The 19,648-nt window shown below is 51.6% G+C and carries 17 protein-coding genes; 15 read left to right on the forward strand and 2 right to left on the reverse strand.

Annotated features, from left to right (window positions below):
* Positions 1-176 precede the first annotated feature (176 nt).
* The 8 genes from ACPV3A_RS09600 to ACPV3A_RS09635 all read left to right on the forward strand — a co-directional run bounded on the left by ACPV3A_RS09600 (position 177) and on the right by ACPV3A_RS09635 (position 9,415).
* Positions 177-3,902, forward strand: coding sequence for a DNA polymerase III subunit alpha (locus tag ACPV3A_RS09600; protein ID WP_426199238.1), 3,726 nt, complete (start codon positions 177-179; stop codon positions 3,900-3,902).
* A gap of 146 nt (positions 3,903-4,048) precedes the next feature.
* Positions 4,049-4,543, forward strand: coding sequence for a phosphatidylglycerophosphatase A family protein (locus tag ACPV3A_RS09605; protein ID WP_194544198.1), 495 nt, complete (start codon positions 4,049-4,051; stop codon positions 4,541-4,543).
* Positions 4,544-4,699: 156 nt separating this feature from the next.
* Complete coding sequence (locus ACPV3A_RS09610) at positions 4,700-4,888, forward strand: hypothetical protein (RefSeq protein WP_006212044.1); 189 nt, start codon at positions 4,700-4,702, stop codon at positions 4,886-4,888.
* 92 nt (positions 4,889-4,980) lie between these two features.
* Entirely contained in the window at positions 4,981-5,874 is an 894-nt protein-coding gene (accD, locus tag ACPV3A_RS09615; protein ID WP_071218063.1) for an acetyl-CoA carboxylase, carboxyltransferase subunit beta, read from the forward strand.
* A complete protein-coding gene (locus ACPV3A_RS09620) occupies positions 5,874-6,857 on the forward strand; it encodes an acetyl-CoA carboxylase carboxyltransferase subunit alpha (RefSeq protein WP_194544197.1) in 984 nt (327 codons plus the stop codon). The genes accD and ACPV3A_RS09620 overlap by 1 nt, the downstream gene beginning before the upstream one ends.
* 120 nt (positions 6,858-6,977) lie before the next feature.
* The gene (gene pyk / locus ACPV3A_RS09625) at positions 6,978-8,405 is read left to right on the forward strand and encodes a pyruvate kinase (protein WP_071218065.1); all 1,428 of its coding nucleotides are present in this window, start codon (positions 6,978-6,980) and stop codon (positions 8,403-8,405) included.
* Positions 8,406-8,508: 103 nt separating this feature from the next.
* Complete coding sequence (locus tag ACPV3A_RS09630) at positions 8,509-9,018, forward strand: thioesterase family protein (RefSeq protein WP_339294707.1); 510 nt, start codon at positions 8,509-8,511, stop codon at positions 9,016-9,018.
* A 4-nt stretch (positions 9,019-9,022) separates the two neighbouring features.
* Entirely contained in the window at positions 9,023-9,415 is a 393-nt protein-coding gene (locus ACPV3A_RS09635; protein WP_194544195.1) for an FxsA family protein, read from the forward strand.
* Between the two features lie 107 nt (positions 9,416-9,522).
* Here the strand turns inward: ACPV3A_RS09635 and ytvI are convergent, their stop codons facing one another.
* Positions 9,523-10,641: a sporulation integral membrane protein YtvI gene (gene ytvI / locus ACPV3A_RS09640; protein ID WP_426199244.1), complete on the reverse strand. Its 1,119-nt coding sequence runs from the start codon at positions 10,639-10,641 to the stop codon at positions 9,523-9,525.
* A gap of 376 nt (positions 10,642-11,017) precedes the next feature.
* Between ytvI and citZ the strand changes: the two genes are divergently transcribed.
* The 5 genes from citZ (at position 11,018) to ACPV3A_RS09665 (ending at position 16,255) form a co-directional block, all read left to right on the forward strand.
* Positions 11,018-12,130 (forward strand): citrate synthase, encoded by a 1,113-nt coding sequence (citZ, locus tag ACPV3A_RS09645; RefSeq protein ID WP_194544193.1) that lies wholly within the window; start codon positions 11,018-11,020, stop codon positions 12,128-12,130.
* 144 nt (positions 12,131-12,274) lie between these two features.
* Positions 12,275-13,567 carry an NADP-dependent isocitrate dehydrogenase gene (icd, locus tag ACPV3A_RS09650; protein WP_071218070.1) on the forward strand — a complete coding sequence of 431 codons (1,293 nt, stop codon included), beginning with the start codon at positions 12,275-12,277 and terminating at the stop codon, positions 13,565-13,567.
* Positions 13,568-13,581: 14 nt separating this feature from the next.
* Positions 13,582-14,523 (forward strand): malate dehydrogenase, encoded by a 942-nt coding sequence (gene mdh, locus ACPV3A_RS09655; RefSeq protein WP_113057492.1) that lies wholly within the window; start codon positions 13,582-13,584, stop codon positions 14,521-14,523.
* A gap of 152 nt (positions 14,524-14,675) precedes the next feature.
* Entirely contained in the window at positions 14,676-15,101 is a 426-nt protein-coding gene (locus ACPV3A_RS09660) for a hypothetical protein (protein ID WP_009595065.1), read from the forward strand.
* Positions 15,102-15,388: 287 nt separating this feature from the next.
* Complete coding sequence (locus ACPV3A_RS09665; RefSeq protein WP_426199248.1) at positions 15,389-16,255, forward strand: SDR family oxidoreductase; 867 nt, start codon at positions 15,389-15,391, stop codon at positions 16,253-16,255.
* A gap of 108 nt (positions 16,256-16,363) precedes the next feature.
* Here ACPV3A_RS09665 and ACPV3A_RS09670 read toward each other — a convergent pair whose 3' ends face one another.
* A complete protein-coding gene (locus ACPV3A_RS09670) occupies positions 16,364-16,735 on the reverse strand; it encodes a hypothetical protein (RefSeq protein ID WP_426199250.1) in 372 nt (123 codons plus the stop codon).
* 222 nt (positions 16,736-16,957) lie between these two features.
* Here ACPV3A_RS09670 and ACPV3A_RS09675 point away from each other — a divergent pair, with 222 nt between their 5' ends.
* Together ACPV3A_RS09675 and ACPV3A_RS09680 are read left to right on the forward strand one after the other, a co-directional pair.
* Positions 16,958-18,511 (forward strand): fumarate hydratase, encoded by a 1,554-nt coding sequence (locus ACPV3A_RS09675; RefSeq protein ID WP_426199252.1) that lies wholly within the window; start codon positions 16,958-16,960, stop codon positions 18,509-18,511.
* Between the two features lie 163 nt (positions 18,512-18,674).
* The gene (locus tag ACPV3A_RS09680) at positions 18,675-19,646 is read left to right on the forward strand and encodes a bile acid:sodium symporter family protein (protein ID WP_194544189.1); all 972 of its coding nucleotides are present in this window, start codon (positions 18,675-18,677) and stop codon (positions 19,644-19,646) included.
* The last annotated feature ends 2 nt before the right edge of the window (positions 19,647-19,648 follow it).

Consider the following 19,648-nt stretch of genomic DNA (forward strand, 5'->3'; position numbering starts at 1 on the left):
CCTCATGTCTCCTTTCTACTCTCGGTGGATGTTATGGCAAACGCCTGTCCACGTACTCCCTAGTTTCATTCTATGGGCGGGCCTAGCGGGATTATGATAAAATGGTATAAAGACTTTTTCAGATATTTCTGGATGGATTTCAAATATACATGTACCGGCGAAAGGAAGGCGTTACGATGAGCTCTTTCGTGCATTTGCACGTGCATAGTGAATACAGTTTGCTCGATGGAGCGGCACGTATCGGTGACCTGGTGCGGGAAGCGGCGGCGCTTGGCATGAAATCGCTGGCCCTGACGGATCATGGCGTGATGTATGGTGCCATTCCGTTCTATAAAGCCTGCCTGGCGCAAGGCATCAAACCGATTATCGGCTGCGAGGCCTATATCACGGCAGGCTCCCGCAAGGAGCGGGGAAGCCGCAAGGACCAGCCGATCTATCATTTGATTCTGCTTGCCAAGAATGAGACCGGCTATCGCAATTTGATGAAGCTGTGCTCGATCGGGCATTTGGAGGGGTACCATTACAGACCCCGAATCGATATGGAGGCGCTGGCCGCCCATCATGAAGGCATCATATGTCTCAGCGCTTGCTTGGGCGGCGAGGTTCCCCAGCATCTGCTTCACGGACGCGAAGCGGAAGCGAAAGCTGCCGCGCTTCGTTATCAGGCGATTTTTGGAGAAGACTACTATCTGGAGCTGCAGGATCACGGAATTCCGGAGCAGAAACGCGTGAATCCCCAGCTGATTCAGCTTAGCCGTGAGACCGGCATTCCGCTGGTTGCGACCAACGATGTGCATTATCTGACCGAGAGCGATGCCGAGGTACAGGACGTCCTGATCTGCATCGGCACGGGAAAGACGGTCGAAGATGAGGATAGGCTGCAGATCCAGACGAATCAGCTCTATTTGAAGAGCGGCAGCGACATGGAGCGATTATACCCCCATGTGCCTGAAGCTATATTGAATACGGCTAAGATTGCGGACCAATGCAACCTGGAGCTGGAATTCGGCAAGTCGATTTTGCCGGAATACAGCTCGCTCCCGGAAGGGAAGAATGCAGCCGAATACCTGCGGGAGCTCTGTTTGAACGGTCTGCAAGAACGTTACGGGAATACGGAGCGGTGGCAGGATGAAGCAGAGCGCAGCGAGCTGGAGCAGCGACTGAACTATGAGCTCGGCGTCATCGAGAACATGGGCTTCAGCGATTATTTCCTGATCGTATGGGACTTTATCGCCTATGCCCACCGGCAAGGCATCGCGGTTGGACCGGGCCGGGGTTCATCGGCGGGCAGCCTGGTGGCCTACACCCTTCAGATTACGAATGTGGACCCGATGAAATATAAATTGTTGTTTGAACGCTTCCTGAATCCGGAGCGGATAACGATGCCGGATATTGATATCGACTTCAGTGACGAGCGCCGGGAAGAGGTCATTGATTATGTGGTGGATAAATACGGGAAAGAGCATGTCGCCCAGATTATTACGTTCGGTACGATGGCGGCAAGGGCGGCCGTCCGAGATGTTGGACGTGCGCTGAATGTGCCGTTCGGGGATGTGGACAAGGCGGCCAAGCTGATCCCTAACCATCTGGGCATCAGCATCGCGGGAGCGATGGAGCAAAGCCCGCAGCTGAAGGAGCAGTACGAGACGAAGCCGAAGGTGCGCGAGCTGATCGATATGGCGATGAAGGTTGAGGGCATGCCCCGTCATGCTTCGACGCATGCAGCAGGCATTGTCATTTCCCGCGATCCGCTGACGGATGCGGTTCCGCTGCAGGAAGGGAGCGAGAAGACGGCGCTGACGCAGTATTCCATGGAGAATCTGGAGAGCGTGGGCCTGCTCAAGATGGATTTTTTGGGTCTGCGGACGTTATCCATCATAGAGCGTACCCTGAGATGGATTCAAGAATTGACCGGCAGAACACTCGATTTCGAACAAGTGCCGGATGACGATCATCTGACGTATGAGATGCTGGGACGCGGCGATACCACGGGCGTATTTCAGCTTGAATCCGCGGGCATCCGGCGGGTGCTGAAGGATCTGAAACCTTCGGTGTTTGAGGATATCGTATCCGTGAATGCCTTGTACCGTCCGGGTCCCATGGAGTTTATTCCGAAGTTCATTCAAGCCAAGCACGGCCGGATTGAGCCGGAGTATCCCCATTCGGACCTGATCCCGATATTAGGCGATACGTACGGCATTATCGTCTATCAGGAGCAGATCATGCAGATCGCTTCGACGATGGCCGGCTTCTCGCTCGGGGAAGCGGATTTGCTGCGAAGAGCGGTGTCGAAGAAGAAGCGCGAAGTACTGGACCGGGAGCGGAGCCATTTCGTTTCAGGCAGTCTCAAGCTCGGTTATAGCGAGGATGAGGCCAACCGCGTGTACGATATGATCGTCCGGTTCGCGAACTACGGATTTCCCCGTGCGCATGCCGCCGCTTACGGCGTGCTGGCCTTCCAGACGGCTTATCTTAAGGCGCACTATCCGGTTCCGTTCATGGCTTCCATGCTGACGGCCGTTATGGGCAGCCACCGGAAGGTGGCCGAATACGTGCTGGAGGCACGGCGCCTCGACATCGAGGTCATGCCGCCGGACGTCAACGAAAGCGGAACGTATTTTACCCCGGTCATGAGCGGTTCTGCTGCCGAGGGCGGTGATGATGAAGGCCAACGTCCGGCCGGAGGCGGAATCCGATTCGGGCTAGCCGCGATCAAGAACGTAGGCACGCAGGCAGTGGAGAATATCGTCGAGATCAGGCGTGAAAAGCCGTTTGAAAGCCTGCTCGATTTTTGCCGCCGGGTAGACCTCCGCGTATGCAACAAGCGCGTGATCGAGTCGCTTATCCAGGCAGGGGCTTTTGATTCCTTGCAGGGACACCGTTCCCAGCTGGTTGCCATGCTGGACGAAACGGTCGAAGCGGCCGTGAAGTGGAGAAAGGAACGGGATGATCTCCAGATTCAGCTCTTCGACTTCGTGGAAACCACGAATTGGGACATCGAATATCCGGACATCCCGCCATATACCACAAGTCAGCAGCTCGAATTCGAACGCGAGCTGCTGGGCATGTATTTGTCCGGCCATCCGCTGGACGGCTTCGAAGATGCGCTGACGGAGTCCGGAGCTGATCGGTTAATGGATCTCCATGAATCGGAAGATGAATCGATGGCTACGGTTGCCGGTATGGTGGTTACACTGAAGACCATTACGACGAAACAGGGAAAGGCGATGGCCTTCATGGAGTGCGAGGATCAAATTGAGCGCTGTGAGGTCGTTCTCTTTCCTGAAGTGTGGAAGCGAAGCGCGCATCTGATTGAAAAAGGCGCGCTGCTGGCGATCCGCGCGAAGGTTCAGCTGCAGGACGAAGGCTTTAAGCTGCTGGCCGAAGAAATCGCGCCGCTTGAGCCGCAAACCTTGAGTCAACTGGTTCACCGGAGCAAGGTTCGGGGAGCAGCGGGCGGCAGAGGAAGATCCGGCGGAGAGAATACCGGCCGTAGTGGTAAATCGGGCGCCGGCATCCAGCCGGTTTCGGCCGGTAATCCATCGACAGTCCAGACTCCGGAGCGGCTTGCCGCCCGGAGTGGACAGGATTCGACCTCTATCCGAAACGAGGCGTCGGGTGGCAGCCTATCGCCCGAGAAGGAATCTCGTACCGTCGTATCGAATCATAAGGCTGAGCAGCGTGTGTTTGTGAAAATAACGGCCGATGCGGAGCAATCGGAGCTGCTGGTGAAGCTGAAAGAGCTCCTGCAGCAGCATCCGGGGCATGTGCAAACGGTGCTGTTTTATGAGCGAAGCCAGAAGGTGCTTGCGCTTAGCGAAGCCTATCGAATCAAGCCTTCCACAGAGCTTTTTGCCGAAATGGAAAGCATGCTGGGCAAGGACACCGTTAAAGTGAAGTAACATGAAAATTTAAGAACGTTTCGCATCCCTCCCGCATACAATTAGGACACTACAGGTAATGTTGGCCGAGTACTCGCATGAAGAAGGCTCTTTCATGATAGAGAAGGATTGAAAGAGCGCGGCCAAAGACGCGGGGGGGATTTGTGATGTCAATGGACTTGGCAGAGAGCATGCTCAGCCGCAGAGGAGTCAGCGTAAGCTCCATCGCGGATATTGTGTTGAAGCTTCAACAGCGTTATCATCCGAAGTTAACCATCGAGCAGTGTGAAGAAAGCGTCCGGGCCGTTCTCGGCAAGCGCGAAGTGCAGTATACGCTGTATACAGGCATTGCGCTGGATGAGTTGGCCGAGAAGAAGCTGCTGCCGGAGCCGCTGCAATCGATTATGGAGCAAGACGAACCGCTTTACGGAGTGGATGAGACCATGGCGCTTGGCGTCACGAGCATTTATGGCATGATAGGACTGACCAGTTTCGGTTACCTGGACAAGGAAAAAATGGGTGTAATCGAGATATTAAATGAAAAGTCGGACGGGATCCATGTGTTTCTGGATGATCTCGTTGCAGGCATCGCCGCTGCCGCTTCCTCGCGCATCGCGCATAACAATCCTGATGCGGCGCATTATACCGCGGGTTCTGACTGATTTGCGCGAGCGGTGTCGAATGGCTGCCTGAAGGTATAGATTTGGCTTTCAGCCCCCTGCTCTCTTTGTTGAGGTAAAAACTGAAGTATGTTATCATTATCCATTATATCGGCTCAGGATATGCCTGTGGGACGAGATTAGGGGGATCTGAAAGGCATGTGGACGGTAATCTATATTGCGCCAACTGCAAAGGTGGCGGAAATGATCAAGACCAGGCTAACGGAAGAAGGTTTTTTGGTTCAAAGCCGTCCTGTGAATCTTTCCAAACAGCAGTTTGAGATTTTGGTACCCTCCGGAGAGCTAGAGGAAGTACAGGAAGTGTTGAATTCGATATTGCACCCCTAGTTTCATCTGGGTTACATAGCGAAGCTTAGCGTACGGATCGGCGATGTGCTATTGCGGCGGCCATTCAAATTTACGGCTGGAGAGGTGTAGTTGTGTTTAAAGACTTGTTTCAGAAAAAAAGGAAATACGCAACGATCCCATCGGAACGACTTGGGACAGCAGGGCAGCCTCAGGAAGGCGAACGCCCGAAACGGGAAATTCCGGAAGGTCTGATGAATAAGTGTGCTAAGTGCGGCACCATTCAATACAGCAAAGAGCTTGAGAAGAATCTGAAAGTGTGTCAGGAATGCGGACATCATATGCGCCTGAACGCGGTAGAACGGATTGCCATGACGCTGGATGAGACAGGCTTTGAAGAGTTTGATGCGGATATGATCTCGGTGGATCCGCTCAAGTTTCCGGGATATGCGGCCAAGCTCGAGCAGCAGAAGATGAAATCCGGTCTTCATGATGCGGTTATTACCGGTCAAGGGTCGATTCTCGGCCAGCCTGTTGTAGTAGCTGTCATGAGTTTTGATTTCTTCACGGGAAGCATGGGCTCCGTCGTCGGGGAAAAAATTACCCGAGCGATCGAGTTTGCGACGGACAAGCGTTTACCGCTCATTATTTTCTCCACCTCCGGCGGCGCCCGGATGCAGGAGAGCATTCTCAGTTTGATGCAGATGGCCAAAACAAGCGCAGCCTTGTCCAGGTTTAACGAGCTCGGCGGCCTCTATATTTCAGTGATAACGGATCCGACGACCGGCGGTGTATCCGCCAGCTTTGCGACGCTTGGCGATATCAATATTGCCGAGCCGGGAGCCGTATTCGGTTTTGCGGGCCGTATCGTTATTGAACAGACCATTCGCCAGAAGCTGCCGGATGATTTCCAGACAGCGGAGTTCAACTTGGCGCATGGTCAGCTTGACATGGTTATTCATCGGAAAGATATGCGCTCCATGCTTGGTAAGCTGCTGGAGATGCATACCGTGAAAGGGGGATTCTGATGTCAGGCGAATTGCCTTTTGAAATGCCACTTGCCGAAATGCGCAAGAAGATCGATGAATTGAAACAATTCGGACAGGAAAAAGGGATCGATTTCACGGATGAAATCGCCCGCCTGGAAGAACGATATAGTCGCTTGGAGGAAGAAATCTATTCTTCGATTTCGCCTTCCCAGAAAATGCATCTGGCCCGTCATCAGCAGCGACCGACGTCGCTTGATTTGATCCAGCTGATCTTTACGGATTTTATCGAGCTGCATGGAGATCGTCTCTACGGGGACGATCTTGCCGTTGTCGGTGGCTTGGCCAAACTTGACGGTGTTCCCGTCACGGTGGTCGGTCAGCAGCGCGGTAAGGATACGAAAGACAATATTGCGCGTTTCTTCGGAAGTCCGCATCCGGAAGGCTTCCGTAAAGCCCTGCGGCTTATGCAGCAGGCGAACAAGTTCAAGCGTCCTATTATCACGTTTATTGATACAAAAGGCGCATATCCGGGTAATACAGCAGAAGAAAGAGGTCAGTCCGAGGCGATTGCTCGTAATCTACGGGAAATGTCGTCCCTTGGGGTGCCTATTGTTTGTGTGGTCATCGGCGAAGGTGGAAGCGGCGGTGCTCTTGCGATGGCTGTAGGCAATCGTGTCCTGATGCTTGAGCATGCTATCTACTCTGCCATTTCACCGAACGGCGCCGCATCCATTCTGTGGAAGGACGCATCCAAAGCGGATCAGGCTGCGGAAGCCATGAAGATCACTGCTAAGGACCTGCTCGAGATGGAAGTCATTGAGGAAATTATACCGGAGCCTAAGGGCGGTGCGCACCGAAACTATGAAGAGACGGCCGCCGCGATTCAAAGCGCACTGATCAGCCAGCTGAAAGAACTATCCGTTATGGATGCCTGCGAGCTGAAGGAAGACCGGTACCGCAAATTCCGCAAGATCGGCGAATTCGATTTTGCGAAAGCGGAACAGGAAGACGTGATTATGTAAAAGTTCTGATGAGTATGTGACGATATGACAAAGTTCCTATACAAATTAGACTTTTTGTAGTAGATTTAGTTGTTGGAAAAAGAGATATAGAGAACCCTTTAATAAACGGAGGAAACCCAAATGCGCAAAACAAAAATTGTATGTACCATCGGTCCTTCCAGTGAATCGTTGGAAAACACCAAGAAGCTCATTATGGCCGGCATGAACGTGGCTCGTCTGAACTTCTCTCACGGCGACTTCGAGGAGCATGGCAACCGGATCAAGAACATCCGCCAAGCTTGCGAAGAGTTGAACAAAACGGTAGCGATCCTGCTTGACACCAAAGGACCGGAAATCCGTACAGGTAAACTTGAAGTGGAACCGATTGAGCTTGTACAAGATGAATATATCACCCTTACTACCGAGGAAATCCTTGGTGATAAGAATCGTTTGTCCATTACTTATAAAGAGTTGCCGCAAGATGTTCAAGTCGGATCCACGATCTTGATCGATGACGGTCTGATCGGTCTGACCGTGGTGGAGATTCAAGGCACCGAAATCAGATGCCGCATCGTCAATGGCGGAACCATTAAGAGCAAAAAAGGTGTAAACGTACCGGGAGTCGCGATTTCTCTCCCAGGCATTACGGAAAAAGACGCCAACGATATCATTTTCGGGATCGAACAGGGCATCGATTTTATTGCCGCTTCCTTCGTTCGTAAAGCAAGTGACGTGCTTGAAATTCGCGAATTGCTGAAGAAGCATAATGGCGAGCACATCCAAATCATCTCCAAAATCGAGAACCAGCAGGGCGTTGACAACCTGGATGAAATCCTCGAAGTATCCGACGGCTTGATGGTAGCCCGTGGCGACCTCGGCGTAGAGATTCCAGCAGAGGAAGTTCCATTGGTTCAAAAACGCATGATCGAAAAATGTAACCTGGCTGGCAAACCGGTCATTACGGCTACGCAAATGCTGGATTCCATGCAGCGCAACCCACGTCCTACCCGTGCGGAAGCAAGTGACGTTGCCAATGCGATTTTTGACGGTACCGATGCCATCATGCTGTCCGGCGAAACGGCTGCAGGTAAATACCCTGTAGAATCCGTATTGACTATGTCCCGTATCGCAGAGAAAGCGGAATCCGCGCTGAACTACCGTGAAATGTTCTTGAAGCAGCGTATTGCTCAAGATACCAGCGTTACCGAAGCAATCAGCCAATCCGTTGCGATCTCGGCACTTGACCTGAATGCCAAAGCCATCATTTCGTCCACGGAATCCGGTCAAACGGCTCGCATGGTATCCAAATACCGTCCAGAGGCTCCTATCGTCGCCGTCACGACTCAAGACAGAACGTTGAGACGTTTGGCACTGACTTGGGGCGTAACGCCGGTTAAAGGCGAACAGGCTTCTTCTACGGACGAGATGTTTGATTACGCGCTGCAAGGCGGCGTGAAGTCCGGACTCGTGAAAGAAGGCGATCTTGTTGTGATTACAGCAGGTGTGCCACTGGGCCGTTCCGGTTCGACCAACCTCCTGAAAGTGGATCAAATTCCACAGGAGAAGTAATACAACCGTCAAGAATCCGTTGGATTCTGAATATAGCAGCATATAAGCAATGGACGATGATTCTGTCGACCATTGCTTTTTGCATAGATAAGGGGTGATGTTGATGCCTAAACCATCCGTACCGACACTAAGCCGCTGGTTCTGGACGTCGTTTCGGGTGCGTTACCAGGAAAGCGATCAAATGGGTGTCGTATACCACGCGAACTATTTAAACTGGTTCGAGATCGGACGTACCCAAATGATCCGTGAAATGGGATTTACGTATCGCGGAATGGAAGAAGAAGGTGTCCTCCTCCCGGTGGTTGATCTTGATATCAAGTACCGCCAGCCTGCGCGGTATGATGATCTTGTAACGGTCTTTACCAGAATGACTGCTTTCTCCCCGCTTCGAATACACTATGAATATGAGGTCCGTTTGCTGAGCGAACAGGAGCAGGCAGATTTGGAGGCGATGGATCTGTCTCCCGAATCCGAGCTTCCCGGTGCCTTGTTAACGGCCGGCGCGACCCGCCATGTATGGCTGAATAGAGAGTGGAAGCCGGCCCGACTGGATAAATGCGCGCCAAAGCTGTATGATGCATTGAGGGACACCCTTTGGGGGAGGAAGGAGTAGCTTCATGTTCAAATGGTTGCTGGCAGCGATGATCTTCGTGCCTGCTATTGAAATATTCGGCTTTCAGTTTGTTGCGGATCGCGTGGGCGGCATGAATACCTTGCTATTGACACTGCTGACCTCTGCGGTTGGCGTGGCCATGATGAGGTTCGAAGGTCGCAAAGCGATGGAAGATGCCAAGCAGAGAATGAACTCAGGCATGGTTCCGGGTGCTTCCATGGCCGATGGCCTATGTATATTTGCGGGTGGAGTGCTACTTATTCTGCCGGGCTTTGTAACTGACATAATCGGATTTACGCTGATATTTCCGCTGACTCGCCCGCTGTATCGGATATTGCTGTTGAAATGGATGAAGAAAAATATGAAAAACGGCAAGATTACGATCTTTCGCAGATAATACAAGCAGGATCACCCATAAGACCGGCCCATCATGGGCCGGTCTATTTATTTATGGAGTACGAGGAAATATCAGGAATCGGCAATTCCCATGAGTTCGTCCGACTGCTATCTGAACCTGCCTCCGATAATATAATTCCTTAGGTCCTTGAATACGTGGGCCCGGTGAAAGGCATCCAGGATGACAAGCGACACTGGACCTATAATCAGTCCCAGAATGCCGAACAGTTTGAGCCCGACGAACATGCCCAGCAGGGCGGCGAGCGGGTCCAGTCCCACACTGCTGGCGAGCACCTTGGGCTCCATAATCTGTCTGACGATCAGGATGATGCTGTACAGGACGGTTAGTCCGATGCCAAGCGTCAGGTCGCCCGACATAAAGGCATACAGCGACCAGGGGATCAGAACGATGCCGACGCCCAAGTAGGGGAGGAGATCCACCAAGCCGATCAGAAGACCGATGGAGAAGGCGGAATCGACCCCGAGCGCATAAAGCGTGATCATGACGATCAGGGCTGTGATGGAGATCAGAATCAGCTGGGCCCTCGCGAATCCGAACAACGCTTTTTTTAGATCCGTGAAAATATAGATCATGGGTTTGCGAATGACTTCGGGCAGGATGCGGATAAGCGCGCGATTATGGCGCTCCCAGCTGTTGCTGAGAAAGAACGTGGACAGTAAAACCACAATGAGAATCGTGCCCAAGTTGGGCAGGTAATAAATAATTTGCAGAATTCCGTTAAAAATACCGGTAACGAGGTCGGTCACGGCCGTGCCAATCGTTTGCGTCGTGCGGGTAATGTTCTGATTGATGGTATCGTGATAATTCGGGTTGTTCTGATAGAACCGGCTAATCTCATTGATGATATTCTGGAAGCTATCATTCTGGGTCCATGCGGTCAGCCATTCCATCCAGGCATCAATATGAAGATTGAAGGACTGGGACAGGATAATAAGCTCCTTGACCAGTCTCGTGACAGCCGCCGTGAGAATCAGCAGAGCCGCTCCGAAATACAGCAGCAGGGACAACATGACAGCGAGCCACCGCGGCAGCTTCAAACTCCGCTGAAGCAGGCGGACGCAAGGATTCATGGCATAAGCGATGATCCAGGCCAGGAGGAAGGGGTAAAGCAGCGGCAGCAGTACATATATCAAATAGGCGATCACGAAGATGGAAGACAGCACCCACACTCCCCGGCCAAAACGCTTGAGCATCAATCGTTCCAAACCATCACACTCCTTTGCAGCACTTCAGGGACGAGCAGAAACGCTCATTCCTATACGTATGCAAGGAGATTCAATATAAGGATAAAGAGTTGGAAAAGGCTTGTCTTCATGATTCGACAATGAGAATTATCACAGGTATAATGGAATTGTAAGTGATTTCAAAAAAATGTTTATGGTGTCGATAAAACAATTTGATGCGGCGAATGTCGCTGCTCATGTTCACATATCAGACAAAATCCAGTATGATATGAGAAGGTTTGTGACTAGGACCATAGCAATTTTTTTCGCGTTTTTCTTTTTTATCCGACTTCATGAAAATGTTTTCATGAATGTCAAAATAGTTCAGTTTATCCCGATCATAAAGGAGAGATGTTGCATGACAGCTACCAAGGGTTTGGAAGGCATTGTAGCTACCACCTCCGCGATTAGTTCGATCGTCGATGGCGTTCTGACTTACCGTGGATATGATATTGACGATCTCGCAGAACATGCAAGTTTTGAAGAGGTAGCCTATCTGCTCTGGTTCGGAAAGCTTCCAAATGCCGAAGAGCTTAAGGCCCTTCAACAAGATTTGAGCGACTATGCTGCCATTCCGGATGAGCTTATCCAGCAGATCAAATTGTATCCGAAGGATACCAATACGATGGCTGCGCTTCGCTCGGCTGTATCCGCGCTTGCTCTGTATGACGCCGAAGGCGACGATATGAGCCGTGAATCGAATGAGAAGAAAGCGGTTAAACTTCAAGCTCAGCTTCCAACGATCATTGCTGCCATCGCCCGTGTTCGTCAGGGCAAAGAGCCGGTGGCTCCGAAAGCCGGCGTCTCCATCGCGGAGAATTTCCTGTATATGCTCAGAGGCGAAGATCCTGATCAGACTTCAATCAAGGCTCTGGACCAGGCACTGGTATTGCACGCGGATCACGAGCTTAACGCATCCACGTTTGCTGCTCGTGTAACCGTAGCCACGCTGTCCGACATATATTCCGGTGTTACTTCCGCTATTGGCGCGCTTAAAGGTCCTCTGCACGGCGGCGCGAATGAAGCCGTCATGAAGATGCTGAACGAAGTCGGTTCGATTGATCGGGCCCAGGCTTACATTCAGGAGAAGCTGGACAACCGTGAAAAAATAATGGGCTTTGGACACCGCGTATACAAAAACGGCGATCCGCGCGCGAAGCATCTCCAAAAAATGTCGCGCGAGCTTGGTGAAATGAAGGGCGACACCACGCTGTACGACATGTCGGTGCTGATCGACGAAACGGTTACCAACCAAAAAGGACTGAAGCCGAACGTTGATTTCTATTCTGCATCGGTTTATACGCAGCTCGGCATTGAGCATGAACTGTTTACGCCGATTTTTGCCATCAGCCGTGTATCCGGATGGACCGCGCATATTCTTGAGCAGTATGAAGGCAACCGTATCATCCGCCCGCGCGCAGAGTATACAGGGATGACCGACCAAAAATATGTGCCGATAGAACTTCGCTAAGTGGCTGGCAATCATGTACAATAGGCTAGAGAACCGCTCAAACGTGAGTGAATCGCGGGTGGCGGGTTTCTCTGTGCCTATTCACGCGAGTATTTTGGAAATGGCTAGAGACAAGAACCATATTCGAAGGAGGAACTCATACTCATGAAATTGGAAAAATTCGCATTACCAACTGAAGGCGAGAAAATCACGATTGATAACGGAACCCTGCAGGTGCCTAACAACCCTGTCATTCCTTTTATTGAAGGCGACGGCACAGGCCGTGACATCTGGAAAGCTTCCAAGCGCGTCCTGGATGCAGCAGTAGAAAAAGCATATAACGGTTCCAAGAAAATTGCCTGGTATGAAGTATTTGCCGGTGAGAAGGCATACAATACATACGGTGAATGGCTCCCGAACGATACGCTTGAAGCGATTCGCGAGTACATCGTTGCTATCAAAGGACCACTTACAACGCCAATCGGCGGCGGTATCCGTTCCCTGAACGTTGCCCTTCGCCAAGAGCTGGACCTGTACACTTGCCTGCGCCCTGTTCGTTACTTCAACGGCGTACCGTCTCCGGTAAAACGCCCTGAGCTGGTTGACATGGTTATTTTCCGTGAGAACACGGAAGACATCTACGCAGGTATTGAGTATAAAGAAGGCTCCGAAGAAGTGAAGAAAATGATCAAGTTCCTTCAAGACGAAATGGGCGCCAACAAAATCCGCTTCCCTGAAACGTCCGGCATCGGGATTAAGCCTGTATCCTCCGAAGGTTCCAAGCGTCTTGTACGTGCAGCGGTTGAGTACGCGATCAAACATGGCCGCAAATCCGTGACACTGGTTCACAAAGGCAACATCATGAAATTTACAGAAGGTGCCTTCAAAAACTGGGGTTACGAAGTGGCTGAAGCTGAATTCGGCGATAAAGTGTTCACTTGGGCACAATACGATATCATCAAGGAGAAAGACGGCGTAGATGCAGCTAATGCGGCTCAAAAAGCGGCTGAAGAAGCTGGCAAAATCATCGTTAAAGATGCGATTGCCGACATCGCGCTGCAGCAAGTTCTGACTCGTCCAACCGACTTTGATGTCATTGCGACGTTGAACCTGAACGGGGACTACCTGTCTGACGCGCTGGCTGCACAAGTTGGCGGTATCGGTATCGCTCCGGGCGCTAACATCAACTATGTAACAGGACATGCAATTTTCGAAGCGACTCATGGTACGGCTCCGAAATATGCAGACAAAGACGTAGTAAACCCTGGTTCCGTTATCCTCTCTGGCGTTATGCTGCTTGAGCACCTCGGATGGCAGGAAGCGGCTGACCTGATCTACAAAGGCATGGAAACGTCCATCAACAACAAAACCGTAACGTATGACTTCGCACGCCTGATGGAAGGCGCTACGGAAGTGAAATGCTCCGAGTTCGCAGACGAAATCATTAAAAACCTGTAAGGAGGAGATTCATCGTGGCAATTACTCGTAAAAAGATTACGGTAGTAGGTGCTGGCTTCACAGGTGCGACTACCGCCCTGATGCTTGCTCAAAAAGAATTGGGTGATGTGGTGCTGCTGGATATCCCGCAGCTCGAGAACCCAACAAAAGGTAAAGCGCTGGATATGCTCGAAGCAAGTCCCGTTCAAGGATTTGACAGCAACATAGTCGGTACATCCAACTATGAGGATGCAGCTAATTCCGATATCGTAATCATTACAGCAGGTGTAGCCCGCAAGCCGGGCATGAGCCGCGATGACCTCGTTAATACCAATGCAGGGATCGTGAAATCCGTATGCGAGAATGTGAAGAGTCACGCACCGAACGCCACGGTCATCATTCTGAGCAACCCGGTGGATGCCATGACCTATGTGGCATACAACACGCTCGGATTTCCCAAGAACCGCGTTATCGGCCAATCCGGCGTACTGGATACGGCCCGCTATTGCACTTTCATCGCACAAGAGCTGAACGTATCCGTTGAGGATGTCCGCGGATTCGTACTTGGTGGCCATGGCGACGACATGGTTCCGCTCGTTCGCTACTCCAGCGTGGGTGGCATTCCGATCGACACGCTGATTCCGGCTGAGCGCATTGAAGCGATTGTGCAGCGTACCCGGGTTGGCGGCGGCGAAATCGTGAACCTGCTGGGTAACGGCAGCGCATACTATGCGCCGGCTGCTTCCCTCGTACAAATGACGGAAGCGATTCTGAAGGACAAAAAACGGATCATTCCGGTTATTGCTCTGCTGGAGGGCGAGTACGGTTATGACAATCTGTTCATGGGCGTACCGGCCATTCTGGGCGGAGACGGCATTGAGCGAATTTTCGAGCTTGAGCTGACGGCCGAAGAGAAAGCGGCGCTCGATAAGTCTGCGGAATCCGTACGTAATGTAACCTCGGTCGTGACCCTGTAATTGAATCAGGATTCACAAAATCGTCTAATAAAGCAATCCCGTCCCGTGATTCGGGGCGGGATTGCTTTTCTTTGGATGATCTCTCCAGTATAATAAGAGACGATGAACTTAATGTAATAAAAATCACACTAACGACTTTGGAGGAATTATTTATGTGGAACGTGACATTTTTTCTGCATATGGTCGGTACGGCGGCGCTAGGATTTTACTTGATTCTGCCGTTTGTTGTTGGCGGTATTCAGAAGCTGTCCCTCGGGGCTCAAGAAGGAGCTGTTAATACGATTCGAGTAGCGAACCGTTTTGCTCAGTACGGCTTGGTTATTCAGTTGTTGACTGGCGGATACATGATGTCCCAAGGCGAGTATTCGGTTCCTTGGATGATCATTGTAACGGTATTGCTGCTGGCGATGTTTGCTATTGGAGGCATCATGAGCAAGCCATTGAAGAATGCGCTTGCAGGGATCCGCGAGAAGCGTGAAGTGAAGGAAGAAACAAGCAAGCTGGGTACGCTTAGCGCACTTCTTGCCTTGCTGCTCTTGGTTATGATCTTCTTCATGGTATTCAACCATATCATCTAAGAATAGCTACATACGAAAGAGAAGTCGTTCCGTTCATCGGGCGGCTTTTTTTTTGACATTTAGAATTGTTAAATGACCGGGGGCCCGCCAAGGATCTGAACGGACCTCGGAGCAAGGCCCCGCTTCGGGGACTTTTTTGTTGGGCGAAAAGAGCTTCACTTTCGTTTGATCTCGTACAATCTGGGTAAAAACAATAGCGAAGGGCTTTTTATGAGAATAAGAAGCCGCGTCGAACGCATCCTATGAGAGGTAGTTTGAGATACTGACCTGAAAGGAGAAATGTTCATATGCCACAAGATCAACCGAAACAAACCTTGCCGCCCCAGCATCAGGATCACAGACCCGGAACCGAATCGGAGATGCACCCGAAGCCGGAGTTTGAGAGTAACGAATACAAAGCAGCCGGTAAGCTAAAAGGAAAGGTAGCGCTGATTACCGGAGGCGACAGCGGGATCGGCCGTGCGGTTGCGGTCTACTATGCCAAGGAAGGCGCGGACGTATCCATTGTGTACCTGAATGAGCATAAGGATGCGGAAGAGACCAAACGACAGGTGGAGCAGGAAGGCCGAAAATGTCTGTTGATCGCCGGTGACGTCGGTGATGATGCTTTTTGCCGCGATGCGGTTACCGAAACCGTGGAGAAGCTCGGAAGACTCGATATTCTCGTTAACAACGCAGCCGAACAGCATCCGCAGAAGAAGATTGAGGATATTACCAAAGAACAATTGGAGCGGACCTTCCGTACGAATATATTCGGCATGTTCTACCTGACGCAGGCGGCGATGCCGCATCTGTCCAAGGGCAGCTCCATTATTAATACGACCTCCATCACGGCTTACCGGGGAAGCCCGCAGCTGCTGGATTATGCATCGACGAAGGGGGCCATCGTTGCCTTTACACGCTCGTTATCGATGAATGTGGTCGGTCAAGGGATTCGGGTAAATGCCGTTGCCCCGGGACCGATCTGGACGCCGCTGATTCCATCAACATTCCCGCCGGATCAGGTGGCCGAGTTTGGGGCGACCCAGCCGATGAAACGCCCGGGTCAACCGGAAGAGCTGGCCCCAGCCTATGTATACCTAGCTTCAACGGACTCTTCCTATGTGAGTGGTCAAGTCATTCACGTGAATGGCGGCGAAGTAATTAATGGGTAAAGCCCTTTGAGGGAACAACAGGGTCATCCTTGCACGAAAAAAACAGCGGACATTCGGGACTTCTGCCCGAATGTCCGCTGTTTCAATATGGGGGCAGCTTGCGCAGAATCAGATGCTTCTAAAACCGGAAGGCAGCACGCCTGCATCCCGGATCGCTCTGATCTGGGCGAGCGTCAAACGGCGGTTGGTGCTGATGATGGATTCAGGTTCTTCATCGCCGCTGATGATATCGCCAAGGTCGGCGATGTTGGTGTTTCCGCGGAATACTCTGAATACACCTCGGAAATTCGTTTCCGAGAACAGGACCAGGGTTGCATTGGAGTTGGTGGAGAAGAATCTCAAGCTTTCAATGTCACCGAAAGTTCTCTCGAGATTACGAATCCCCACGTTTCCGCGAACCACAAATCGGCGTCCTCTGTAAAACTCGTTTCTAAACAGGGCAAGTCTTGGAAAAACCACCTGGGAGATCGAAACTTTCATTATAGGAATCACCTCCTTTTCTTAATCAATATATGCGAGATTTATAGAGAGGTATGGTCGATAAAACGGGGAAGATCAACACATTTTCTCTACTCTTTCATTTTTTGAAGTAAACCCTTTCATGTGCGAAATGATATGATATGATAACAATATTGGCAGTTTATAATGATTCTTATTTTGCTATCATGTCTGGGTTATGAAAGAGAGGAGTTTACCAACGCTATGAAATTATTTGAAGAGAGTATGTATCGACTGATTGTAGAAACCTCCACGAATTTGCCCGGGGATGTGCGAAGAGCAGTCAACCGCGGCCGAGCGTCTGAGGATGCGGCAACGCGAGCGGGGCTGGCACTGGCAACGATCGCTCAAAATATTGAGATGGCCGAGCAGGAAGTATCGCCGATCTGCCAGGATACCGGCATGCCAACATTCATCGTACATACGCCTGTGGGTGCGAACCAAATCGAGATGAAGAAGGCGATTTACTCTGCGGTGATTCGCGCCACGAAGGATGGCAAGCTGCGTCCAAACTCGGTGGATTCGTTGACTGGCGCTAACAGCGGGGATAATCTCGGCCCTGGCACGCCCGTCATCCATTTCGAGCAGTGGGAGCAGGATAAGGTGGACGTCCGTCTCATCCTGAAAGGGGGCGGCTGCGAGAACAAAAACATTCAGTACAGCCTTCCTGCAGAGCTTGAAGGGCTCGGGAAAGCGGGCCGTGATTTGGACGGGATTCGCAAATGCATCATGCATGCCGTGTACCAAGCTCAAGGCCAAGGCTGCAGCGCTGGATTTATCGGCGTAGGCATCGGCGGCGACCGGACGACAGGTTATGAGCTTGCGAAACATCAGCTGTTCCGTCATGTCGAAGATGTGAACCCGAATGAAGATTTGGCGAAGCTCGAAGATTACATATTGGAAAATGCAAATAAACTGGGGATCGGCACGATGGGCTTTGGCGGAGAAGTCACGCTGCTCGGCTGCAAAATCGGTGCGATGAACCGTCTGCCGGCAAGCTTTTTTGTATCGGTTGCCTATAATTGCTGGGCGTTCCGCCGTCAGGGCGTAATGGTTGAGCCGGAAACGGGGGAAATCACGGAATGGCTGTATGAAGCAGGCAGTGAGGTGCAGATGAACGCCAATTCCGAAACGGCCGTTTCCCAAGCCGAAGACTCCGGTCCAAGTGAGCCCAAGGGCCGCGAAGTGGTGCTGCAGACGCCAATCAGCGAGGAGCAAATTCGTTCCCTGCGCGTTGGGGATGTGGTGGTGATCCGAGGCGAGATGCATACCGGACGGGATGCGCTTCATAAATATCTGATGGATCACGATGCCCCTATCGACCTGAACGGGTCCGTCATTTACCACTGCGGTCCGGTTATGATGCAGGATGAAGAGGGATGGCATGTCAAGGCGGCAGGTCCGACAACCAGCATTCGAGAAGAACCTTACCAGGGCGATATTTTGAAAAAATTCGGCATTCGCGCGGTTATCGGAAAGGGCGGCATGGGTCCCAAGACGCTTCAAGCCCTGCAGGAGCATGGCGGCGTATATCTGAATGCGATTGGCGGGGCCGCCCAGTATTATGCGAGATGCATCAAAAAAGTAAACGGCGTGGATTTCATGGAGTTTGGCATTCCGGAAGCGATGTGGCATTTGGAGGTTGACGGCTTTGCCGCGATCGTCACGATGGATTCGCACGGAAACAGCCTGCATGCCGACGTGAGCAAGGATTCGGCAGAGAAGCTGGCCATGTTTAAAGAGCCGGTGTTCTCCTAATCCGGAGCATCTGAAGAAGCATCGATTGGCCCTCATGTGCCAGTCGATGCTTTTTTGTTGAATACGGGAATGGGGCCCTTATTTCGAATTTTCGTTGCGGTTTTCGGACACTCCGGTTTATGATGAAAGTCAAATACGTCAATTCAGTCATAGGAGGAAACAGGTGAGAAGTTTTGGACTAGCCTTTGCATCTTGGTTTGAAAAGTACACCTTTCTCTTGATTCCAGGCTCGCTGGTGCTAGGCTGGCTGCTCTCGGATGTTTTGGTGGACTTTGTTCACTGGATTCCTTATCTATTCGGTTATATTACACTGGTGATGGCACTTGGCTGTGGGATCCGTCATCTGCAAGGGGTTCTGAAGCGCCCCTTTGCTGTTATATTAACGCTCTTTCTAGCCCATGCGGCCGCTCCGGTGCTTGCCTATGGACTGGGCTCGGCCGTGTTTGGTGCGCACTCGGATTATACGATTGGCTTGCTGCTGTTCGCGATCATTCCCCTGGGGATATCCTCGGTGATGTGGGTCGGAAGCTCCGGCGGCAGCGTTCCGTTCATCCTGGCGGTAGTTGTGCTGGATACCATACTCAGTCCCTTAGTCGTACCGGCTCTAATGGATATGTTTATCGGGGATGCACTGGTTACATGGAATGCGTCTGAGCTGATTCTCGATTTGCTGACCATGGTGGTATTGCCCACTCTGATCGGGGTGATGCTGTATGAAGGTTCCAAAGGACGGATCAAGGACTGGTCGGCTCCTGTAGCCCAGCCCATATCGAAGCTGTTTTTTATGCTCGTGGTGATGCTGAACGCGGCAGCCATCGCTCCCCATGCAGCAGGCATGAAGGAGGAGATGCTGGTAGTGATCCCGGTTGTCGTTACGCTGATTGTGATCTGCTATTTGCTTGGCTATTTTGGCTCCTATGCGATGCTCGGACCGACACAGGAAATGCAAATTACATTTACATACGCGTCCGGAATGCGTAATATATCACTCGGGATGGTGTTGGCTACAACGTATTTCTCACCCCAGGCTTCCATCCCGGTGGTGCTGGGCATTATGTTCCAGCAGCCGGCGGCAACCATCATTCATGCGTTATTCCACCGAAGACGCACACGAGCGGTAAGTTATCCAAAATGATC

It is taken from the genome of Paenibacillus sp. Dod16, from assembly GCF_049893405.1.
Classification (GTDB): Bacteria; Bacillota; Bacilli; order Paenibacillales; family Paenibacillaceae; genus Paenibacillus_AQ.